18 protein-coding genes and 1 other annotated feature are annotated in these 17,670 nt (G+C 37.4%); all 18 genes read right to left on the reverse strand.

Annotated features, from left to right (window positions below; translation table 11 throughout):
• The gene (locus ACSKY2_RS04385) at positions 1–861 is read right to left on the reverse strand and encodes a polyprenyl synthetase family protein (protein ID WP_489876902.1); all 861 of its coding nucleotides are present in this window, start codon (positions 859–861) and stop codon (positions 1–3) included.
• Between the two features lie 3 nt (positions 862–864).
• The gene (locus tag ACSKY2_RS04390; RefSeq protein WP_489876903.1) at positions 865–1,083 is read right to left on the reverse strand and encodes an exodeoxyribonuclease VII small subunit; all 219 of its coding nucleotides are present in this window, start codon (positions 1,081–1,083) and stop codon (positions 865–867) included.
• The gene (gene xseA, locus ACSKY2_RS04395) at positions 1,064–2,347 is read right to left on the reverse strand and encodes an exodeoxyribonuclease VII large subunit (protein ID WP_489876904.1); all 1,284 of its coding nucleotides are present in this window, start codon (positions 2,345–2,347) and stop codon (positions 1,064–1,066) included. The genes ACSKY2_RS04390 and xseA overlap by 20 nt, the downstream gene beginning before the upstream one ends.
• Positions 2,332–3,222 (reverse strand): bifunctional 5,10-methylenetetrahydrofolate dehydrogenase/5,10-methenyltetrahydrofolate cyclohydrolase, encoded by an 891-nt coding sequence (locus ACSKY2_RS04400; RefSeq protein ID WP_489876905.1) that lies wholly within the window; start codon positions 3,220–3,222, stop codon positions 2,332–2,334. The genes xseA and ACSKY2_RS04400 overlap by 16 nt, the downstream gene beginning before the upstream one ends.
• Positions 3,223–3,398: 176 nt before the next feature.
• Positions 3,399–3,941 carry an ECF-type riboflavin transporter substrate-binding protein gene (locus ACSKY2_RS04405; protein ID WP_489840943.1) on the reverse strand — a complete coding sequence of 181 codons (543 nt, stop codon included), beginning with the start codon at positions 3,939–3,941 and terminating at the stop codon, positions 3,399–3,401.
• Positions 3,942–3,975: 34 nt separating this feature from the next.
• Complete coding sequence (locus ACSKY2_RS04410; RefSeq protein WP_489876906.1) at positions 3,976–4,470, reverse strand: hypothetical protein; 495 nt, start codon at positions 4,468–4,470, stop codon at positions 3,976–3,978.
• A 239-nt stretch (positions 4,471–4,709) separates the two neighbouring features.
• On the reverse strand, positions 4,710–5,438 hold the full coding sequence (nagB, locus tag ACSKY2_RS04415; RefSeq protein WP_489876907.1) for a glucosamine-6-phosphate deaminase: 729 nt from the start codon (positions 5,436–5,438) through the stop codon (positions 4,710–4,712).
• Between the two features lie 256 nt (positions 5,439–5,694).
• Entirely contained in the window at positions 5,695–7,674 is a 1,980-nt protein-coding gene (gene thrS, locus ACSKY2_RS04420) for a threonine--tRNA ligase (RefSeq protein ID WP_489876908.1), read from the reverse strand.
• Positions 7,675–7,755: 81 nt separating this feature from the next.
• Positions 7,756–7,957, reverse strand: a binding site (T-box leader).
• Positions 7,958–8,001: 44 nt separating this feature from the next.
• Positions 8,002–8,463: a flavodoxin gene (locus ACSKY2_RS04425; protein WP_489876909.1), complete on the reverse strand. Its 462-nt coding sequence runs from the start codon at positions 8,461–8,463 to the stop codon at positions 8,002–8,004.
• Positions 8,464–8,487: 24 nt separating this feature from the next.
• Entirely contained in the window at positions 8,488–10,479 is a 1,992-nt protein-coding gene (mutL, locus tag ACSKY2_RS04430) for a DNA mismatch repair endonuclease MutL (protein ID WP_489876910.1), read from the reverse strand.
• Positions 10,480–10,492: 13 nt separating this feature from the next.
• Positions 10,493–13,141: a DNA mismatch repair protein MutS gene (mutS, locus tag ACSKY2_RS04435; protein WP_489876911.1), complete on the reverse strand. Its 2,649-nt coding sequence runs from the start codon at positions 13,139–13,141 to the stop codon at positions 10,493–10,495.
• Positions 13,142–13,230: 89 nt separating this feature from the next.
• A complete protein-coding gene (locus ACSKY2_RS04440) occupies positions 13,231–13,776 on the reverse strand; it encodes a YceD family protein (protein WP_489840936.1) in 546 nt (181 codons plus the stop codon).
• Positions 13,777–13,790: 14 nt separating this feature from the next.
• Positions 13,791–14,972: a nucleotidyltransferase gene (locus ACSKY2_RS04445; protein WP_489876912.1), complete on the reverse strand. Its 1,182-nt coding sequence runs from the start codon at positions 14,970–14,972 to the stop codon at positions 13,791–13,793.
• 16 nt (positions 14,973–14,988) lie between these two features.
• Entirely contained in the window at positions 14,989–15,735 is a 747-nt protein-coding gene (locus ACSKY2_RS04450; protein WP_489876913.1) for a class I SAM-dependent DNA methyltransferase, read from the reverse strand.
• Positions 15,735–16,106, reverse strand: coding sequence for a ribosome silencing factor (gene rsfS / locus ACSKY2_RS04455; protein WP_489876914.1), 372 nt, complete (start codon positions 16,104–16,106; stop codon positions 15,735–15,737). The genes ACSKY2_RS04450 and rsfS overlap by 1 nt, the downstream gene beginning before the upstream one ends.
• 2 nt (positions 16,107–16,108) lie before the next feature.
• Positions 16,109–16,705, reverse strand: a complete 597-nt coding sequence (yqeK, locus tag ACSKY2_RS04460) for a bis(5'-nucleosyl)-tetraphosphatase (symmetrical) YqeK (RefSeq protein ID WP_489876915.1) — start codon at positions 16,703–16,705, stop codon at positions 16,109–16,111.
• Complete coding sequence (locus tag ACSKY2_RS04465) at positions 16,695–17,333, reverse strand: nicotinate-nucleotide adenylyltransferase (protein WP_489840931.1); 639 nt, start codon at positions 17,331–17,333, stop codon at positions 16,695–16,697. Before ACSKY2_RS04465 ends, yqeK begins: the two co-directional genes overlap by 11 nt.
• Before the next feature lie 22 nt (positions 17,334–17,355).
• The gene (gene yhbY, locus ACSKY2_RS04470) at positions 17,356–17,670 is read right to left on the reverse strand and encodes a ribosome assembly RNA-binding protein YhbY (RefSeq protein ID WP_489840930.1); all 315 of its coding nucleotides are present in this window, start codon (positions 17,668–17,670) and stop codon (positions 17,356–17,358) included.

Below are 17,670 nucleotides of genomic sequence, written 5' to 3' on the forward strand. Positions count from 1 at the left end.
TTACTCCAGTGTCTCTATAAAATAATCTAAAAATGATGCTAATAATGTGGTTTCTAATTGTGTTTCTAAATGGAATTTTTGTAATGCTTGCTTCGCCAGTGTCATTTGTTCTTGCAGTGCTGTTAATGTTGCTGGCACACCCAATAATGTTGGATATGATTGTGCTTCAACTTTTCCCAATTGATAGTCATCTAAATCATCTTTAATTTGAAAAGCCAAGCCATAAGCCATGCCAAATTCATAAAGTATCTGTTGCACTTCTCGTGTCGCATCAGCCATAATTGCACCTGATTGTAATGCATAAGCAATCAAGGCACCGGTCTTATGATAATGAATAGCCCGTGTCTCTGTTAGCGATACCTTACTTTGTTGCATCGCTTTGATATCTAGTACTTGACCAGCAACCATTCCCTTAGGCCCAGCCGCTTTTGCGAGTGCCAAAGTTAGTTGTACTTTTTGGTGATCTGACAGAAATTCATTTGCTGCTGTTAACCACTCAAATGCTAATGGCTGTAGCGCATCACCAGCTAAAATAGCTATATCTTCACCAAATGCGCGATGTGTTGTCGGTTTACCACGACGCCATTCATCATTATCCATTGCTGGTAAATCATCATGAATCAAACTATACGTATGAATTAATTCTAATGAACTAGCTTCCTTTAAATAATTTTTAATTGGTAGATGATACGTTGCCAAAACCGCTAATGAAAGCATTGGCCTTAATCGCTTGCCACCCGCCATGACAGCATAAGTCATGGCTTCTTTTAATCGTGGTTCAGAAGTACTTTTTTTTAATTCATTGGCTAATGTTTGTTCAATGAGTGGCAAAGCAATTGTTGCAAATTCTTTTAAGCGCATTAGTTATTCTCCCTTGTTAAAATCACTAATACTACCATCTTCATTGACAATTTTGGCTAAACTTTTTTCTGCATTTTGAAGTGTCTTTTGTAACTCTTGACTAATTTTAACACCTGTTTCAAATTGTTTTAGAGCTTCTTCAAGTGGCACATCTCCTTTTTCTAGTTGACTAACGATTTTTTCTAACGTAGTTAAATTTTCTTCAAATGTCTTCTCTGCCATCTTTATTCTCTTTCTTTCCAGTCACTTGTGCTGTCAACTCACCATCTGATATCTGAATTGTAATCTCATCCTGAACAGCGATTTGGTTCACTTGTCGAATAACTTTCTGATCTTTTCTTGTGACACTGTAACCTCGACCTAAAATTGCTAGAGGACTGACTAACTGCAAACTAGCGACAACCTGTCTAAAACGTTGTTGTACTTGTTTCATTATAAATTGCATACTTATTTCTAAACGTGGTGTCAATGTTTGCAACTGTTGCTTTTCACTATCAATTTGTGTCGTCATTGCCCGCACCAATTTTTCTTGAGCAATGTCCAAACGTTGTAAGTATCCTTCATATAAACGTGATGGATTTTTTAAAACATAACTTTGTTGCAGTCGTGTTAAATAATCCTGCCGTTGAGCAATTTCTCGTTGTAATAACATGACCAATTTTTGTTGATCTTGTTGAATGGCTAACCATAAATCAGCTAATGGTACTGGCGTTGCTAATTCTGCGGCAGCTGTTGGTGTTGCTGCTCGTTTATCCGCAATAAAATCCGCAATGGTCGTATCAGTTTCATGCCCAACCGAACTAATCACTGGCATGGAAACTGTTAACAATTTACGAGCCACTTGTTCATCGTTAAATGCCCATAAATCTTCTATTGACCCACCACCACGTCCAATAATTAATACATCATAATCAGCGGCTTGATTGACTGCTTCAATTTGTTGACAGAGCGATGAGACTGCCCCTTCCCCTTGTACAACGGCAGGATATAGTATAATTTGTGCAATTGGAAAGCGTCGTTGCACAGTGGTCATAATATCACGAATAACCGCACCACTTGGTGAAGTGATAACAGCAATTTTCTTTGGAAATGAGGGGATATCAGCATGTCTTACTTGAAACAATCCTTCTTTTTCCAATTTATTTTTTAACTGTTCATAAGCTTGATAAAGCGCCCCCACACCATCTGGCGCTAATGATTCGATAATCAGACTATATGAACCATTAGGTGCATATAAATCAAGATGTCCAACAGCATTGACTTTCATGCCTGGTTCTAGTTGAAATTTCAATCGATTAAAAGCCGATTTGAACATGGTTACTGAAATAACTGCTTGGTCATCTTTAATTTTAAAATATTGATGTCCTGGACGATGACGATAATTCGAAATCTCACCAGTAACGTAGACTTTTTTTAGATATGGATCAGCTGTAAATTTGCGTTTTAAATAGGCTGTGAGCGCGGAAACTGTTAAATATTCTGCCATCCTGACTCCAATTCTATTTGATGATGAATTGCTGCCAATTCAACTGTTGTTTGTAATAACGTGGCAATAGTCATTGGGCCAACACCACCAGGCACAGGTGTGATTGCTCCGGCAACTTTTTCAGCGGTTGCAAAATTCACATCCCCAACTAATTTATTATTAGGTAATCGATTCATACCAACATCAACGACTGTTGCGCCAGGTTTTAAATCAGCACCCATTACTAGATCCGGTACACCCGTTGCCACGATGACAATATCTGCCATTGCTAGTAAATCACGACGCAATTTTACTGGCGTGTGTCGATGTAACATTGTCACACTAGCATCTGCCGCTTGCATTAAGGCAAACATTGGCCGACCAACAAGAATCGACCGGCCAATAATCACAACAAACTGATGACGTAAACAAATATTCTCATGCTTAAGCATAGTCATAATGCCTCGCGGCGTGTTGGCAATTGGGTAATAGCCTGCCTGATCAGCATACAATCGGCCGACATTTTCGGGGTGAAACCCGTCCACATCTTTTGTGGGAGTAATTGCTTCCTGCACCTTTTGTTCATTGATTTGTGATGGTACTGGACTTTGCACCAAAATCGCATCAATCGCATTATCAACATTGAGTGCTGCAATTTTTGCTAAAATTTCGGTTTCAGAGGCCGTGCTTGGATATTTCAACGTGATTGCATTAACACCAACTTTACCTGCTGCACGTTCCTTATTGCGTACGTAAATTTCACTTGCTGGATCATCTCCAATTAAAATAACTGCTAACCCTGGTGTCACCGCGTGTTTTTTTAAAACAGTTGTTTGCTCTAATACTGCAGCTCGTAATTGCTTAGCAATTGCTTTCCCATCAATAATTTTTGCCATATTAGCCTCGCTTTTATTCATTCTTATGCATAAATTTTATCATAAGTTTTATCTTCTCACCACGTTATTTAGAATTTAAAAGGCGAATAAACCGCTTAATTTTAACGATCTATCCACCTCATATTCATTGTATTACTGATGTCATGCCGTACCCTTTACATGCATAAATATTGGTACTAGTCAATAAAATAATGTTGATAAACTCTTAACAACAATGATCCAACGATTGCAATCATGATTGTATTCACAGCCATGATCAACAATCCCTCTTTAACGGCTGCAGCCAGTGGTAAATTATATACCCAATAATCACCCAGCGGCGCAATAATCACCCAAACAACAAAATTAGCCAAAAATTGCCAAATATTAAATAGGATTAATTTACGCGTTGTCAATTTACCCATAAAAATTGCCAAACGTCTTGTAATCAGTCCAATAAATAAACCAAACAGACCATCAGCAATTGTCCAAGTCCACCAAACTGTACCTGTACCACTATTAGTGAGTAGATCTGTTGTCATATGACCGACAAATGCTGTTACTGCACCAGATATCGGGCCAAAAATCGTTGTCGTCAAAGCTAACCATGCTGGTGCTAATGTGGCGTTATCCTTTGTATCACCAATTTGTATGGCGAAATATTTAAATAAAATGATAAAAACAACGATACTAATAATTGTCCCAATGACCTTATGCGATGAGATAACATTATGTTTCATTCGTTTACCCTTTCTTTATCAAATAGACTGTCACTTAGTTTGCTTTGGATTCAACTACTTGATCAGCATTCTCAGCCATTTCCAATGTGGTTGCTTTGTTCTCATTAATGATATTAATCTGTTCATTGAAGAAAGCCGTCACCTTTTCTTCGACAGAAGTTGGATCATCCAAAAATGATTGCACTGATGCTGCTTTTTTAATCAATAAATGCGACTTGGTCACCAATGGGTGCTCCACAATCATATATAATGACACCTCTTCTTCAGGATCATTAATGACAATTTTACGAATCGCATTTGTATATCGTAATGGTAAATTAATTAAGCTCGTTTCTAATCGTAAAGTGATTGGTTGCTCTTCATTAATTACCATTGTGGCACTAAAAATTTGATTGTGTTTAGCAGCTGTTTCAACATAAGTAAATAAATCATCCAAATTAATTGTTGCTTGATCTGCTGCCTCAAATGTTTTTTGTTCATAAGTTTCATCAGTCAGCATACTGATAAAATCATTTCCTGTCATGTTCATGGGTTAACCCTCTTCTTTAACTTTACATATAAGTTTAGCACATGCATGGGTCTTTACACTAGCCATCATTAATTATAAAAATATCTATTATTTATAGAGCAAGTCGTATAACCATCAGACAATTATTTTTTAATCTATAATAAAAGTCGTCAATTCACCAATTTAAAAATATGGTAAATTGACGACTATTTTCAATTAAAATTGTTTACTCAATAGCTTAACTTTTTACTTTGATAACATTACAATGCAATAATTTGATCGCGATGTTGCAAGTTTGCTGCTGCCGCATGATCAATAATGACAATAACATCATCATGCTTTTGTAAAGCACTTGCTGGCACATCTTCAGTAACTGGTCCTTCAATCATTGCGGCAACTGCTGCTGCTTTATTTTCACCATATGCAACTAAAAGAATTTGCTTAGCATTTAAAATGCTACCAATGCCCATTGATATGGCACGACGAGGTACTTCCTCTTCATTGTCAAAGAAACGTGCATTTGCAGCAATAGTTGATGGTGTTAAGTCAACAACATGTGTCTGACTATCAAAAGATGTGCCTGGTTCGTTAAAACCAATATGTCCATTTTGACCCAAGCCAAGTAATTGCAAATCAATTGGATGTTCTGCGATGATATTATCATAACGCTCAAGTTCATCGGTTACATTTGCCGCCAAACCATTTGGCACATAGCTTTCCTTAAATGGCTTTTTATCAAATAAATTTTTATTCATAAAATAACGGTAACTTTGTTCATGTGTACCAGCTAAACCTTGATATTCATCTAAATTAATTGAAATTTTATCAGAAAAATCAATATCACTCGTTGTCAACTCTTGATAAATCGATATGGGTGATGACCCGGTTGCTAAACCAAATACTGTGGCGTTAGCTGCCAATGCATCTTTAAAAAGATTAAACCCGACCTTACCACCAGCTTGTTGATCTTCTACTTCAATAATTTTCATGATGCCACTCCATTTTTCGTTTTTTTGGTATAGACCAATAATATACCAAACTTTTATCATTTGCAATGGAAAGACAAGTTAATTTTTTTACAATTGCTTTTAAAAAAGTTGGACCAACGCTCGTATAAAGGCAATTATATCACTAGTCGTTGCTTTAATCAGTCGCTAACTTTTAGCACACATTTAAAGGCCGTGAAGCTACCAAATTAAAAATGGTTAGATTCACGGCCCTTAATGACTGACAACTAACTAATGATTATTCACCTTTGACAGCTTTTTCTAAGGTATCCAAGGCTCTTGAATGATTTGCAATATCAGCTAACAAATCTTGCTCAAATTGATCGACTGATTTCACGCGTGTATCACGTGAACCAAAACGGCGAATCGTGACCGTATCATTTGAGACTTCTTCATCTCCAATCACTAATGTATACGGTATCTTTAGTGATTGTGCATTACGAATCAAATAACCTAACTTTTCATTGCGACCATCATATTCTGCACGAACACCTTGCTTTACCAAACGATCTGACAACTTTTGGGCAAATTCACCATGAGCTTCTCGGTTAACTGGGATAATTCGTACTTGATGTGGTGCCAACCATGTTGGGAAAGCACCCTTGTACATTTCAGTTAAGTATGCTGTGAAACGCTCCATCGTAGAAATGATACCACGGTGAATCATCACTGGTCGGTGTAATTCACCATCTGCTCCAACATATGTCACATCAAATCGCTCAGGAAGTAAGAAATCAAGTTGAATCGTTGATAAGGTCTCTTCTCCCCCCAATGCTGTCTTAATCTGCACATCTAATTTTGGACCATAGAAAGCGGCTTCTCCTTCAGCTTCAAAGTACGTTAAGCCCATGTCATCCATGGCCCCTTTCAACATACGTTGGGCTTTTTCCCACATTTCGTCATCATCAAAGTACTTTTCAGTATTTTTAGGATCACGATATGATAACCGGAAACGATAATCAGTGATGTCAAAGTCTTTATAGACATCTACCATTAATTGTAGAATCTTTTTAAACTCATCTTCAATTTGATCAAGCATCACAAATGTGTGACCATCATTCAACGTCATTTCACGGACACGTGACAGACCAGTTAATGCTCCTGATTTCTCATAGCGGTGCATCATACCAAGTTCTGCTACACGGAATGGCAAATCACGATATGATCGTTGATGATGCTTGTATACCATAATGTGTGATGGACAGTTCATCGGACGAAGTTCTAGGAATTCACCATCTCCCATATCCATTGGTGGGAACATATCGTCACGATAATGATCCCAGTGACCAGATTGCTTATATAAGTTTAGATTTGATAAAACTGGTGTATAAACGTGTTGGTAACCATCTTGCACTTCGCGGTCGACAATATAACGTTCTAATGTACGACGAATTGCAGCACCATTAGGCATCCAAACGGCCAACCCTGAGCCCACTTCTTGTGAAGTAAAGAAGAGGTCTTGATCTGCCCCAATTTTACGGTGATCACGTTCTTTGGCTTCAGCACGGCGAGTCATTTCAGCATCTAAATCTTCAGCATTCCAAAACGCTGTTCCATAAATACGTTGTAACATTGGATTTGATGACTTACCACGCCAGTAAGCACCCGCAACAGATGTTAACTTGAAATACTTTATCCAACCAGTTGATGGCACCAAACCACCGCGATCTAACTCCACATGTTCACCTTGTACAGCAATTGAAATGCGTTCATCAGCTGGTAAATCATTAATCAATTCAATCTTATATGGATCATTTTTAAACATATCTAATGCTTCTTCGCGACTAATTTCGCGTGAAACAATTGGTAAGTTTTCCTTGACAATACGCTTCATCATCTTTTCAATTTCTGGGAATTGATCAACTGAAATTTGGTTACCTTCGACCTTATCAGTATCATAGTAGAACCCGTTATCAATTGCCGGACCAACCCCATAATGAATTTGATCTGGATATAAACGATTCAAAGCTTGTGCTAACAAGTGAGATACAGAGTGACGTAATAACTTCAGTCCTTCTGCATCATCTTTTGTAATTAATTCAAAATTACCACTCTCACTGATTTCATCGTTCATACCAACATAATGACCATTTAATTTACCAGAAACAGCCTTCTTAGCCAATGATGATGAAATACTTTTTGCAATTGCCAATGGTGTCACATGAGCTGGAAAATCTTTTTGTGCACCATCTGGAAATGTTATTTGTATATCTGCCATAATTATTTCTCCTTTTAATTCATCGTTGATTAACTCGTCAAGTTTGAAACAAAAAGCGCCCCGTCATTAGAATAACTCTAATAACGGGGCGCTTATACGCGGTACCACCCGAATTTATAACAGCCATACTGTTAAACTCTGATCCCTTAACGCGGGAAACGTTGCTATTTAATCACAGCACACTCAGAAATAGTACCACTTAACCTATGCTACCAATTTCCACCACCATTGGCTCTCTTATAACATAACTTGTTAAACGACGTGTTTTCTTCAACGTTTTTATATTCGCCTTTTATTATACCCGAAAACATCAAAAATGAAAGTTTTTTATTTTTTAAGTGCCTGTGCAGTGACGATTAATTGTTTTGTAAAACTTTGTAAATCTTTTGTTGCCTCTTGATCAGGGCTCAAATTAACTTTAACACCTGATGCACCTTTAATAGCGCCTGTTTTTTCAAATTGTTGTTCAAATTTATCAATTGCAACGGCAAAATCATCACCATAAAAATCATCGCCTGAGCCAGAAACCCCATACACAATGCCACTTAAATCAGTATCAACTAAGTCTTCATAAAAATCTAATGCTTCATCTGGTAACGATCCCTTATCAAAGGTATATGGGACGACCACAATAATATCAGTCTCATAAGCAGATATATCTTGTGGATCAATTAATTGGATATCTTCCTTAATCACATCAACACCCTCATTTCTGAAAGTATTGACAATAACATCTGCAACATCTTCATTGTTTCCGGTAATCGTCGCAAAAAAAACTCTGGCTTGCATTTTTTATTCCCCTCAATTATTTCATTAAAATGGGTGATTATCATACTCAACCCATGATTCATGCGAATCCTGTATGCGTTTAAACATTTTTTCCATATCAACATTTGTGAAAGAAACTAATACTGGTCGTCCATGAGGGCAATTATATGGATTATGAGCATGTGATAATTGTTCAAGTAATCCTCGTGCTTCATAGTCATTTAATGACCAATTAGCCTTAATTGATCGTTTACACGACATCATGATCGCTGTTTTCTCACGAAAGTCTTTCGTTGTAATTTGACCATCACGTAATAGCCAATCAACCATTTCACGAATTGTTTCCTCTTCTTGTCCCTTTTCAAACCAACCCGGATGTTCTCTAACAATGACAGCATCATCACCAAATGATTCTAGATGTAAGCCAACTTGATTAAGTTCATCTTCATGAGCTTGGATTTTTAAAATATCAATTTTAGGATAAGTTAATACGATTGGTACAAGTAGTTTCTGACTTTCTAAACCAACTTTGCCAATTTCTTCACGGTAATATTCATATTTGATTCTTTCCTGGGCAGCATGTTGATCAACAATATAAAACCCATCTTGTGTCTGTGCAAATAGAAAAGTCCCATGCATTTGACCAATGTATTGTAAGTCTGGAAATGGCTTATCTTGATGCGTATCAATGACAGGTGATGTTTCTGACAATGATAAAGAAACCTCTTCTGCAGCAACTGGTGTGGCAATTTCAGTAAATGGTTGTTGATCGGTTTCAGACGTATACTTGGCCACAAATCGTTGTACAGCTACATCAGATAATTCAGACGCTTTGGTAACGATCACTGGGTCAATTGCCTGTTCATCCTGCTTAGGATCAATGCTTGCCGCTGACGTTAGTTCATGACTTTCTGAAGTGATTGACTGCCTTGGAAATGACATTGATACCTCTTGTAATTGTGCCATGAACTGCTCATTATCCTGTTCTGGGGCGACATCAGATACCGCTTTGCTTTTCATATAATTATCATAAGCATCTGGAATTAAATTTTCATTTGTAAAGCGTTGTACAATTAATTCTTCAATCAAAGCCATCAACTGTGTTTCTTTTGATAACCGTACCTCATGTTTTTGAGGATGCACATTCACATCAACTAACAATGGATCCATTTTAATTTGCAAAATAGCAATTGGAAACCGTCCCACCATCAATTTTGAACCATATCCTTTAACAATGGCTTTACTTAAATTATAATTTTTAACAAAACGACCATTAATGAGAATTGAAATATATGACCGATTTGCCCGTGTCAATTCTGGTAATGAAATAAACCCATTAATATCGAAATCGTTATCATGACCTGTAACTGCCAACATTTTTCTTGCTTGTTGCACACCATAAACACTCGCAATAACTTGCTGTAAGTTACCATTTCCAGCTGTTTGTAGCAATTCTTTATCATTATGAACTAAATGGAAAGCAACATTAGGATAACTCATGGCTAATCGATTAATGACATCAACAATTTGTGATAATTCCGTTGCTTGCGATTTTAAATATTTTAAACGTGCCGGTGTATTAAAAAACAAATCAGTAACGGTAATATCAGTTCCCTGTCGTGCATCAGTGCCAGTGTCTTCAAGTAATTTTCCTCCTCGATAATGCACTTTTGCTCCTTGACTTGCATCAGCAGTTGCTGTTTGTAAGACAACGTCAGCAACTGAGGCAATCGATGGTAAAGCCTCACCACGAAAACCTAAAGAGCGAACACGAAATAAATCTTGTCGTGAATTAATTTTAGAAGTGGCATGTCGTAGAAAAGCACGTGTCACTTGTTCTGTTGGAATACCCTCACCATTATCAATCACGCGAATAGATTTTACACCAGCTTCTTCAACCAACACATCAATTTGGGTGGCATGCGCATCCAATGCGTTCTCGACCAACTCTTTTACGACAGATCCTGGTCGTTCAATAACCTCACCAGCTGCAATTTGATTAGCGAGAATATCTGATAATTCATGAATTTCAGTCATAGCGCTCCCCCAACTATTGTATCGTTTGTTGCCATTCATTCAGTTTCATTAATGCTTCTAATGGTGTCATCGTAGCCACATTAATATTTTTCAATTCATCAACAACTTGTTGTGCTTCTGGATTCACTGGATCCGGTAAAGTAAACAAATCCAATTGCGCATCCGTTGGCTTAGATTTGACCGTATCTAATGCTGATTCGCCAACAACATCGGTTGGTGTGACAGAATCTGTCGTGTCATTCATTGCGATTTTTTGCATCGGTGCGGTTTTCAATGACACATCCTGTGACTCTAAATTTGTTAAGATATATGCCGCTCGTTTGATCAAATCTTCTGGTAAGCCAGCTAATTTTGCAACATTGATACCGTAACTTTGATCTGCTGGACCTGACAATACTTTATGTGAAAAAATTAATTCACCATCTTTCTCAGTAGCGCCAACATGAACATTACGTAAACCAGTCAATTCATCTGCTAATGCTGTCAACTCATGATAATGCGTTGAAAATAGCGTCTTTGCTTTTGTATGTTGGTGGACATATTCAATAATCGCTTGTGCAAGTGCCATACCATCATAGGTTGCTGTACCACGGCCTAGTTCATCAAATAAGATCAACGAATTTTGTGTTGCGTTTTGTAAAGCTGTATTTGCCTCCGCCATTTCAACCATAAACGTTGAATTACCAGATATCAAATCATCAGCAGCACCAATTCTTGTAAATATTTGATCAAATATGGGCAGTGTCGCTGTATCAGCAGGAACATATGATCCGATTTGTGCCATGACAACGATTAGCGCCAATTGACGCATATATGTTGATTTACCCGACATATTTGGACCCGTAATCAGTAAAATCATATCATCTGGACTCATCGTAACATCATTTGCCACATATGACTGATGTCCCAGTACTTTTTCGACCACGGGATGACGGCCACCCACAATATCAATTGTATGTTCTTTAGTTAAAGTTGGCCGAATAAAATGATATTTTTCTGCAACTGTTGCTAACGATTGTAAAACATCTAATTGTGCCAGATTAGCTGCTAATGTTTGAATGCGTTGAATATTATCTTTAATGATTTGACGCACTTTTGTAAATAATTGATACTCTAATTCACTTGATTTCGTCTCAGCTTCTAAAATCATCTGTTCACGTTCTTTTAATTCTGGCGTGATAAAGCGCTCAGCATTAACCAAAGTTTGCTTACGTGTATAGCGATCTGGATCTAATTTGGGAATATTTGATTTTGTGACTTCAATATAGTAACCAAAGACTTTATTGAACCCTATTTTTAATGAATTAATACCTGTTACTTCACGTTCGTGCGCTTCTAATTCCGCCAACCAAGTTTTACCATTTGTCATAACATCACGATACTGGTCCAGTTGTTCATCATATCCGGTACGAATAACACCCCCATCCGTTACTGAAATAGGTGGTTCATCCATAATTGATTCACTAATGAGTGTTTCAATATCTGTCACTGGATCAATTTGTGCATGCAAACTACCAAAAATAGCAGGATCAAGGTCTGCTAAAATAACTAAAATATCAGGCACTTGACGCAAAGAATTACGTAATTGTAATAAATCTCGACCATTTGCCGTACCGTAAGCCACCCGACCAGCCAAGCGCTCTAAATCGTACACAGATTGTAGTGTTTCTTGTAAGGCAGAACGGCCAAAGAAATCTTTAATTAGTTCACCAATCTTATCATAACGTTGCGTTAATAAATCAGCATCTAACAATGGTTGTTCTAACCATTGTTTTAAAGCCCGACCACCCATTGCTGTTTTTGTTTCATCCAATAGCCAAAGTAACGTGCCCGACCGTTGTTGTGTCCGTAAATTAACCGTTAATTCTAAATTAGCTCGTGAATGTCGATCCATTTTTAAATATTGGGCAACCTCATACGCAGTGGCTTGTTGTAAATGATCAAGTGAGCGCTTTTGTGTATCAAAAAGATAGTTTAATAAAGTAGTAGCCGCATTTTTAGCCGTTTCATCTGCAAGTTTCTGAGTCAAAAATGTTATTTCAGCATGGCTATCTGCCTGAGGATCAACCTTAGAAATCAATATACCTAAAGTCGTTAAATTAGCACGTAAATCATTAGGCAACTCACTTGCCGTCACAATTTCTTTTGTTTCCAAACGACTGATTTCATTTAAAATACCATTCACACCATTCAGACTAGTAGCTTTGATTTCACCTGTTGATAGGTCTGTATAAGCTAGTCCGTATAGATTTGATGAAGTAGTAGCTAAACCAACTAAATAATTATTTTCTTTAGCCGCATCTGCAGACGTTTTCATACGCGTTCCTGGTGTCACAAGTTGGACAACTTCACGTTTTACCATTCCCTCTGCTTCTGCGGGATTTTCCATTTGTTCAACGACTGCTACTTTGTACCCTTTATCAACTAAGATATCAATATAATTTTGTGCAGCATGGTGGGGGACACCTGCCATTGGGATTGGCTCAGCAGAATTTTTATTACGTTGCGTTAATGTTAATTCTAGAATTTGTGAACCGACAATGGCATCATCATTAAATAGTTCATAAAAATCACCTAAACGATAGAATAAAAAAGCATCTGGATATTGAGCTTTTATCTCGTTATATTGCGCCATCATTGGTGTCGTTTTTGATTTAGCCATGCGACAATCACCCTTTCTTTAATAAACAAGACCAGAACGCAAGTTGCTCTGGCCTGTTTCTAATCCTTATAACAAACAATTACCAAGATTTATTTTTCATCATCTTTCAATAAATCAGCTAAACCTGACAAAGGTGTATTTTGTTGTTTTGTTGCTTGTTTTTGATTTTCGTATGTGTCTTCAGAGATAACAGACCAATCTTGTCCCGTTGGCATTGTATCATTTGTTGCTTCTTCTTCAGTTAAAACTTGTAATGGGATGGATAAAACAACATATTCTAACAAAGCTTCATCAAAGTTAATCATACCATCAGTGATTAAAATCACTGACTGTTCATCCGTATAACGTGCTTCATGTTGCTTGTCTTGAATGTAAGTTTCATCAATGTCCAATGCAATTGGTACTGTTACCGGTGTTAACGATCGTGTTGAAGGTGTCACCAGTTCACCAGTAACATGTGCATGAATAAAGACATCATCATCATCATTTTGTGCAAAACCAGCCACAGTCAATGGTGTTACTTGCTTGATGACATCATCAAATTTATTCACTAAGTCATTCGCTAAAGTCACTGTTTCGTTAAATTGTAATGGTTCATCTTTATAAGTTTGTAATTCTGAAAATTGCCACTTCATTCCTAATTCCTTTCTCAGTCAAAAAATTTGGGGATACGTCCCGTATCCATTACTTGTGTCATTGGCTGTTTGGTCATCAACTCGTATAATTTACCAGCACGATAATCTAATTGTAATCGGCCCTCGATTTCTTCTTGTGTCACCTTATTAATGACTGGTAACGTTGTTTGTTCACGATGTTGTTTAATAAATAGCCGACCTTGTTTGGTTGCACCTAATAATCGTAGATAAGGTCGCTCTAACGCTTGCATCATTTCCGTATGGTGAACATTCAATAATGTATATAGAGCCGTTCGTTGTATGCGTGACCACGTGTAACGTTTACTCTTAAATCTAGTCATAAACGTCTGATAGTCATCTCGTGTATGTCTCGTCAGTTGCCCTTTCAGTCGGTATGCCAAGCCATCCGATAGTTGATAAATTTGTTCTAATTCCTCAATAGTTGATGTTAATACTTTATATTTTAATAAAGGGTACCACGCAGTTGCCCAATCTTGAATTTGCGATCCTTGGCTTAATAACCTAGCCATTTCAGATGAGCCATAAGCTTGATAGGCCGTAGTTGTGGCACGCTGTTGCATTAATTTTCGTAAGGCAGTTGCACTCGCAATATGTGTATCCGTAATTTCAGCTTGGTGATACTTAGCGCCTACTCGTTGAATTGGTACCAATGTCATGGTATCTTCATAACCAAGCTCTAAAACAGCTGTCGCATAAGCAAATCCTAATAGATCATTGGGCTCAGATAACTGTTTACCCGTCGCTTGCTTTAATACTTCGTTAAAGGTAGTCGCATAAGTTTGCGTATAATCCGCCTTAAATGCTGGATTAGTTGTCAATATTTTTTGGGCTGTTTTCGCTAAAAACATAAAGTCTAACTGCGCATGTTCTGCGCCAAACACTATTTTCTTGACACCAGCTGCATGCAAAATCTGAACTGCACCTCGTGCAAATAAGTGTGCTGGTTGCACTGCAAATGCAAATGGTAATTCATAAATCACATCTGCACCACCTGCCAATGCTAATGAGGCTCGTTGCCACTTATCAAAAATTGCGGGGAGGCCACGTTGAACAAAATTACCAGACATCACAACAACCGCCGTCTCAGCACCTGTAATTTTTTTCGCTTGTGCCAAATGGTACGCATGTCCATTATGAAATGGATTATATTCTGCAATAATCCCGACTGCTGTCATAGACCGACTTCCTTACTTATGATTTCACTGCACTAAAGAACCACCGATCAGTATCATCTGCAACTTCACTTCTACCAAAATCAGCCGATACTTGAATGTCCTTAAAACCGGCTTTTTGTAATAAACGTTGGTAAGTTGCTAAATCATAAGAACGTTCCGTGTGGATTTCTTGCATTTGCTGATAGCCATCTATCTTTTCATTATAAACAAAGAATGTTAATTCATGCTCCACTGTATGTGGCATCCCCTCAACACCATATGAAGACCACATAAAAGCAGATTCATCATCATGCCAATTGTACATAAAACCTGGATAATAGACATCTGTTTGCCAAGGCGTGATGACATCAAATAAAAATTGACCATTCGATTGCAGATGAGCAGCTACTTGCTTAAATGTTGCTAATACTTCTTGAGTATTTGCTAAATAATTAAACGAATCCGCAAATGATGTAATCGTTGCGTATTTTTGTTTTAAATCTGACCACTCGCGCATATCCCCCTGAATCAAAGGTAAATCAACTTGCGCAGCTTCAGCATGTTCGGCAGCTAACTTCAACATTTCTGGTGATAAATCAAAAACAGTCACATCCTTAAAGCCATTTTGTTTTAATAAAATAGCAAGACGACCCGCACCACCTGCCAACTCCAACAATTTACCTTCTTTGGTTCGGATATGTTTTTGTGCATAATTTTGCCAATCAGCATACGCCGTTTCATCAAATAAATCATCATACAATTTTGCAAAAGTTTGGTAGTTCATTAGAAATTTTCCTTAATAAGCCATTGATCAATCGCAACTTCTGGTGCAGATTGCCAATTCTTTTCTAAACGATAAAATTCACGAGTTTCTGTTTTAAAGACGTGCACAATTAGATCACCAAAATCTAATAGTACCCACTTTCCTTCGCTGCGCCCCTCTTGACGAATCAAATCAAAACCAGCTTCTGACATTTTATCAATAATTTCATCAGTAATTGCGACGACTTGACGTTCTGTAGGTGCACTTAAAATTAAGTAATCATCCGTAATAATACTCATTTCATGAATATCTAATGCGACTAAATCTTCAGCTCGTTTACTATCAGCAGCTCTCACAGCAACTGCTAACATGTCATTTACATTACTTGTCATTTTTATTTAACACTCCAAATATTATATGTTAGTAAAGTACCTGGATAGACACGCACTTGCTTATCTAATAGATACGTCAACGTATGCGCCGTCTGCCAGCCAACACTGGCTGCCAAATCCTCAAATGCTAATGCACGCACTTCTTGCACCCCAGGAAAATCACGATTTTCTTCGACATAATCAGCCATATAGATAATTTGACTTAATTTGGTCATAGCGGGTGCACCAACGGTATGTTGTCGAATAGCATTTAGAATATCTTCATGGGCAATCCCTAATTCATCTTTGACCATTTCAGCACCGACTACCCCGTGCCAGATATAATTACCCCAATTAACAAGATCAGGATCTAATTGTTTTTCAGCGATTTTTGCTAAAAAATCGTCATCTGACCGTTCTTTTGCATAATCATGTGTTAATGCAGCAATTGAAGCTAATTCAGCATCTACTTGCCATCGCTCAGCTAACTTTAAAGCCATTGTTTCAACCCGCAACACATGTTGAAAACGTTTTGATGATAATGCATTTTCTATCTCACTAATTAATTCTTCACGGGAACCATTAAAAATTTGCTTTTTATAAATTATTTTATCTGTCATTTAAATATAACCCATTTTCTACAATATAAGCAGCCACTAAATCTGGTACTAAATAGCGAACAGTTTGATGATGCTTTATACGATACCGAATATCAGTCGAACTGATCATCAAATCTGGCACATCGATCCATAAAACTGGATAGGCTGATTGCTTTGCTTGTCCAGGCCGATTGACTCCTACAAATTTGACTAATCTTAATAAATCATTAATGCGATACCATGTATTTAAATAAGCCACTTCATCTCCACCAATTATAAAATAATAATCATAGTTTGGATGTTCAATGGTCAATTGTAACATCGTATTATACGTATAGCTTTTACCACCACGTTGCACTTCTAATAATTCAATATCAAAGCGACTATTACCCGCAATTGCTGCTTGCACCATGCGTGCACGATCGATTGGATCAATTGCTTCTTTTGTATCAACATGTGGTGGTTTCGCATTTGGCATAAAATATACTTTATCTAACCCCAACTTATCTGCTACTTGTTCAGCGATAATGAGATGGCCAACATGCGGTGGATTAAACGTACCGCCGATAATACCGATTTTCTTCTTTTTATCCGCAGTTTCTGGTTCTACTTGAATCTGCGTAACAAATTGCTTCAATGTTGTTACCATTAGCCATCTCCAATTGCCTATATTAAATCTTTTGTACTGCTACTGAATAGTGACGATTCTCTTTTTCTTGTGATTCGCCAAACAAAACCAACGTATGACCGATGGTTTGTACGACCTGAATATTCGAACGACTCTCAATAAAAGTTTTTAACTCAGTTGTATCAACATCTGAATTAGGTAAGATATTAACCTTAAATAATTCACGCTTGTTAATAGCGTCTACTAATTGGTTCAACCAATTTTCAGTTAAACCCTGTTTACCAACACTAAATAGCGGACGCATATCATGTGCCGCTGCTCGTAAATATCTTTTTTGTTTTCCACGTAGTGATATCAT

It is taken from the genome of Weissella sp. ESL1156, from assembly GCF_058505625.1.

Excerpts from the sequence above, each read along its gene's own strand:
- ACSKY2_RS04385 (WP_489876902.1), bottom strand. The coding sequence starts at position 861 with ATGCGCTTAAAAGAATTTGCAACAATTGCTTTGCCACTCATTGAACAA.
- ACSKY2_RS04390 (WP_489876903.1), bottom strand. The coding sequence starts at position 1,083 with ATGGCAGAGAAGACATTTGAAGAAAATTTAACTACGTTAGAAAAAATC.
- xseA (WP_489876904.1), bottom strand. The coding sequence starts at position 2,347 with ATGGCAGAATATTTAACAGTTTCCGCGCTCACAGCCTATTTAAAACGC.
- ACSKY2_RS04400 (WP_489876905.1), bottom strand. The coding sequence starts at position 3,222 with ATGGCAAAAATTATTGATGGGAAAGCAATTGCTAAGCAATTACGAGCT.
- ACSKY2_RS04405 (WP_489840943.1), bottom strand. The coding sequence starts at position 3,941 with ATGAAACATAATGTTATCTCATCGCATAAGGTCATTGGGACAATTATT.
- ACSKY2_RS04410 (WP_489876906.1), bottom strand. The coding sequence starts at position 4,470 with ATGAACATGACAGGAAATGATTTTATCAGTATGCTGACTGATGAAACT.
- nagB (WP_489876907.1), bottom strand. The coding sequence starts at position 5,438 with ATGAAAATTATTGAAGTAGAAGATCAACAAGCTGGTGGTAAGGTCGGG.
- thrS (WP_489876908.1), bottom strand. The coding sequence starts at position 7,674 with ATGGCAGATATACAAATAACATTTCCAGATGGTGCACAAAAAGATTTT.
- ACSKY2_RS04425 (WP_489876909.1), bottom strand. The coding sequence starts at position 8,463 with ATGCAAGCCAGAGTTTTTTTTGCGACGATTACCGGAAACAATGAAGAT.
- mutL (WP_489876910.1), bottom strand. The coding sequence starts at position 10,479 with ATGACTGAAATTCATGAATTATCAGATATTCTCGCTAATCAAATTGCA.
- mutS (WP_489876911.1), bottom strand. The coding sequence starts at position 13,141 with ATGGCTAAATCAAAAACGACACCAATGATGGCGCAATATAACGAGATA.
- ACSKY2_RS04440 (WP_489840936.1), bottom strand. The coding sequence starts at position 13,776 with ATGAAGTGGCAATTTTCAGAATTACAAACTTATAAAGATGAACCATTA.
- ACSKY2_RS04445 (WP_489876912.1), bottom strand. The coding sequence starts at position 14,972 with ATGACAGCAGTCGGGATTATTGCAGAATATAATCCATTTCATAATGGA.
- ACSKY2_RS04450 (WP_489876913.1), bottom strand. The coding sequence starts at position 15,735 with ATGAACTACCAAACTTTTGCAAAATTGTATGATGATTTATTTGATGAA.
- rsfS (WP_489876914.1), bottom strand. The coding sequence starts at position 16,106 with ATGACAAGTAATGTAAATGACATGTTAGCAGTTGCTGTGAGAGCTGCT.
- yqeK (WP_489876915.1), bottom strand. The coding sequence starts at position 16,705 with ATGACAGATAAAATAATTTATAAAAAGCAAATTTTTAATGGTTCCCGT.
- ACSKY2_RS04465 (WP_489840931.1), bottom strand. The coding sequence starts at position 17,333 with ATGGTAACAACATTGAAGCAATTTGTTACGCAGATTCAAGTAGAACCA.
- yhbY (WP_489840930.1), bottom strand. The coding sequence starts at position 17,670 with ATGATATCACTACGTGGAAAACAAAAAAGATATTTACGAGCAGCGGCA.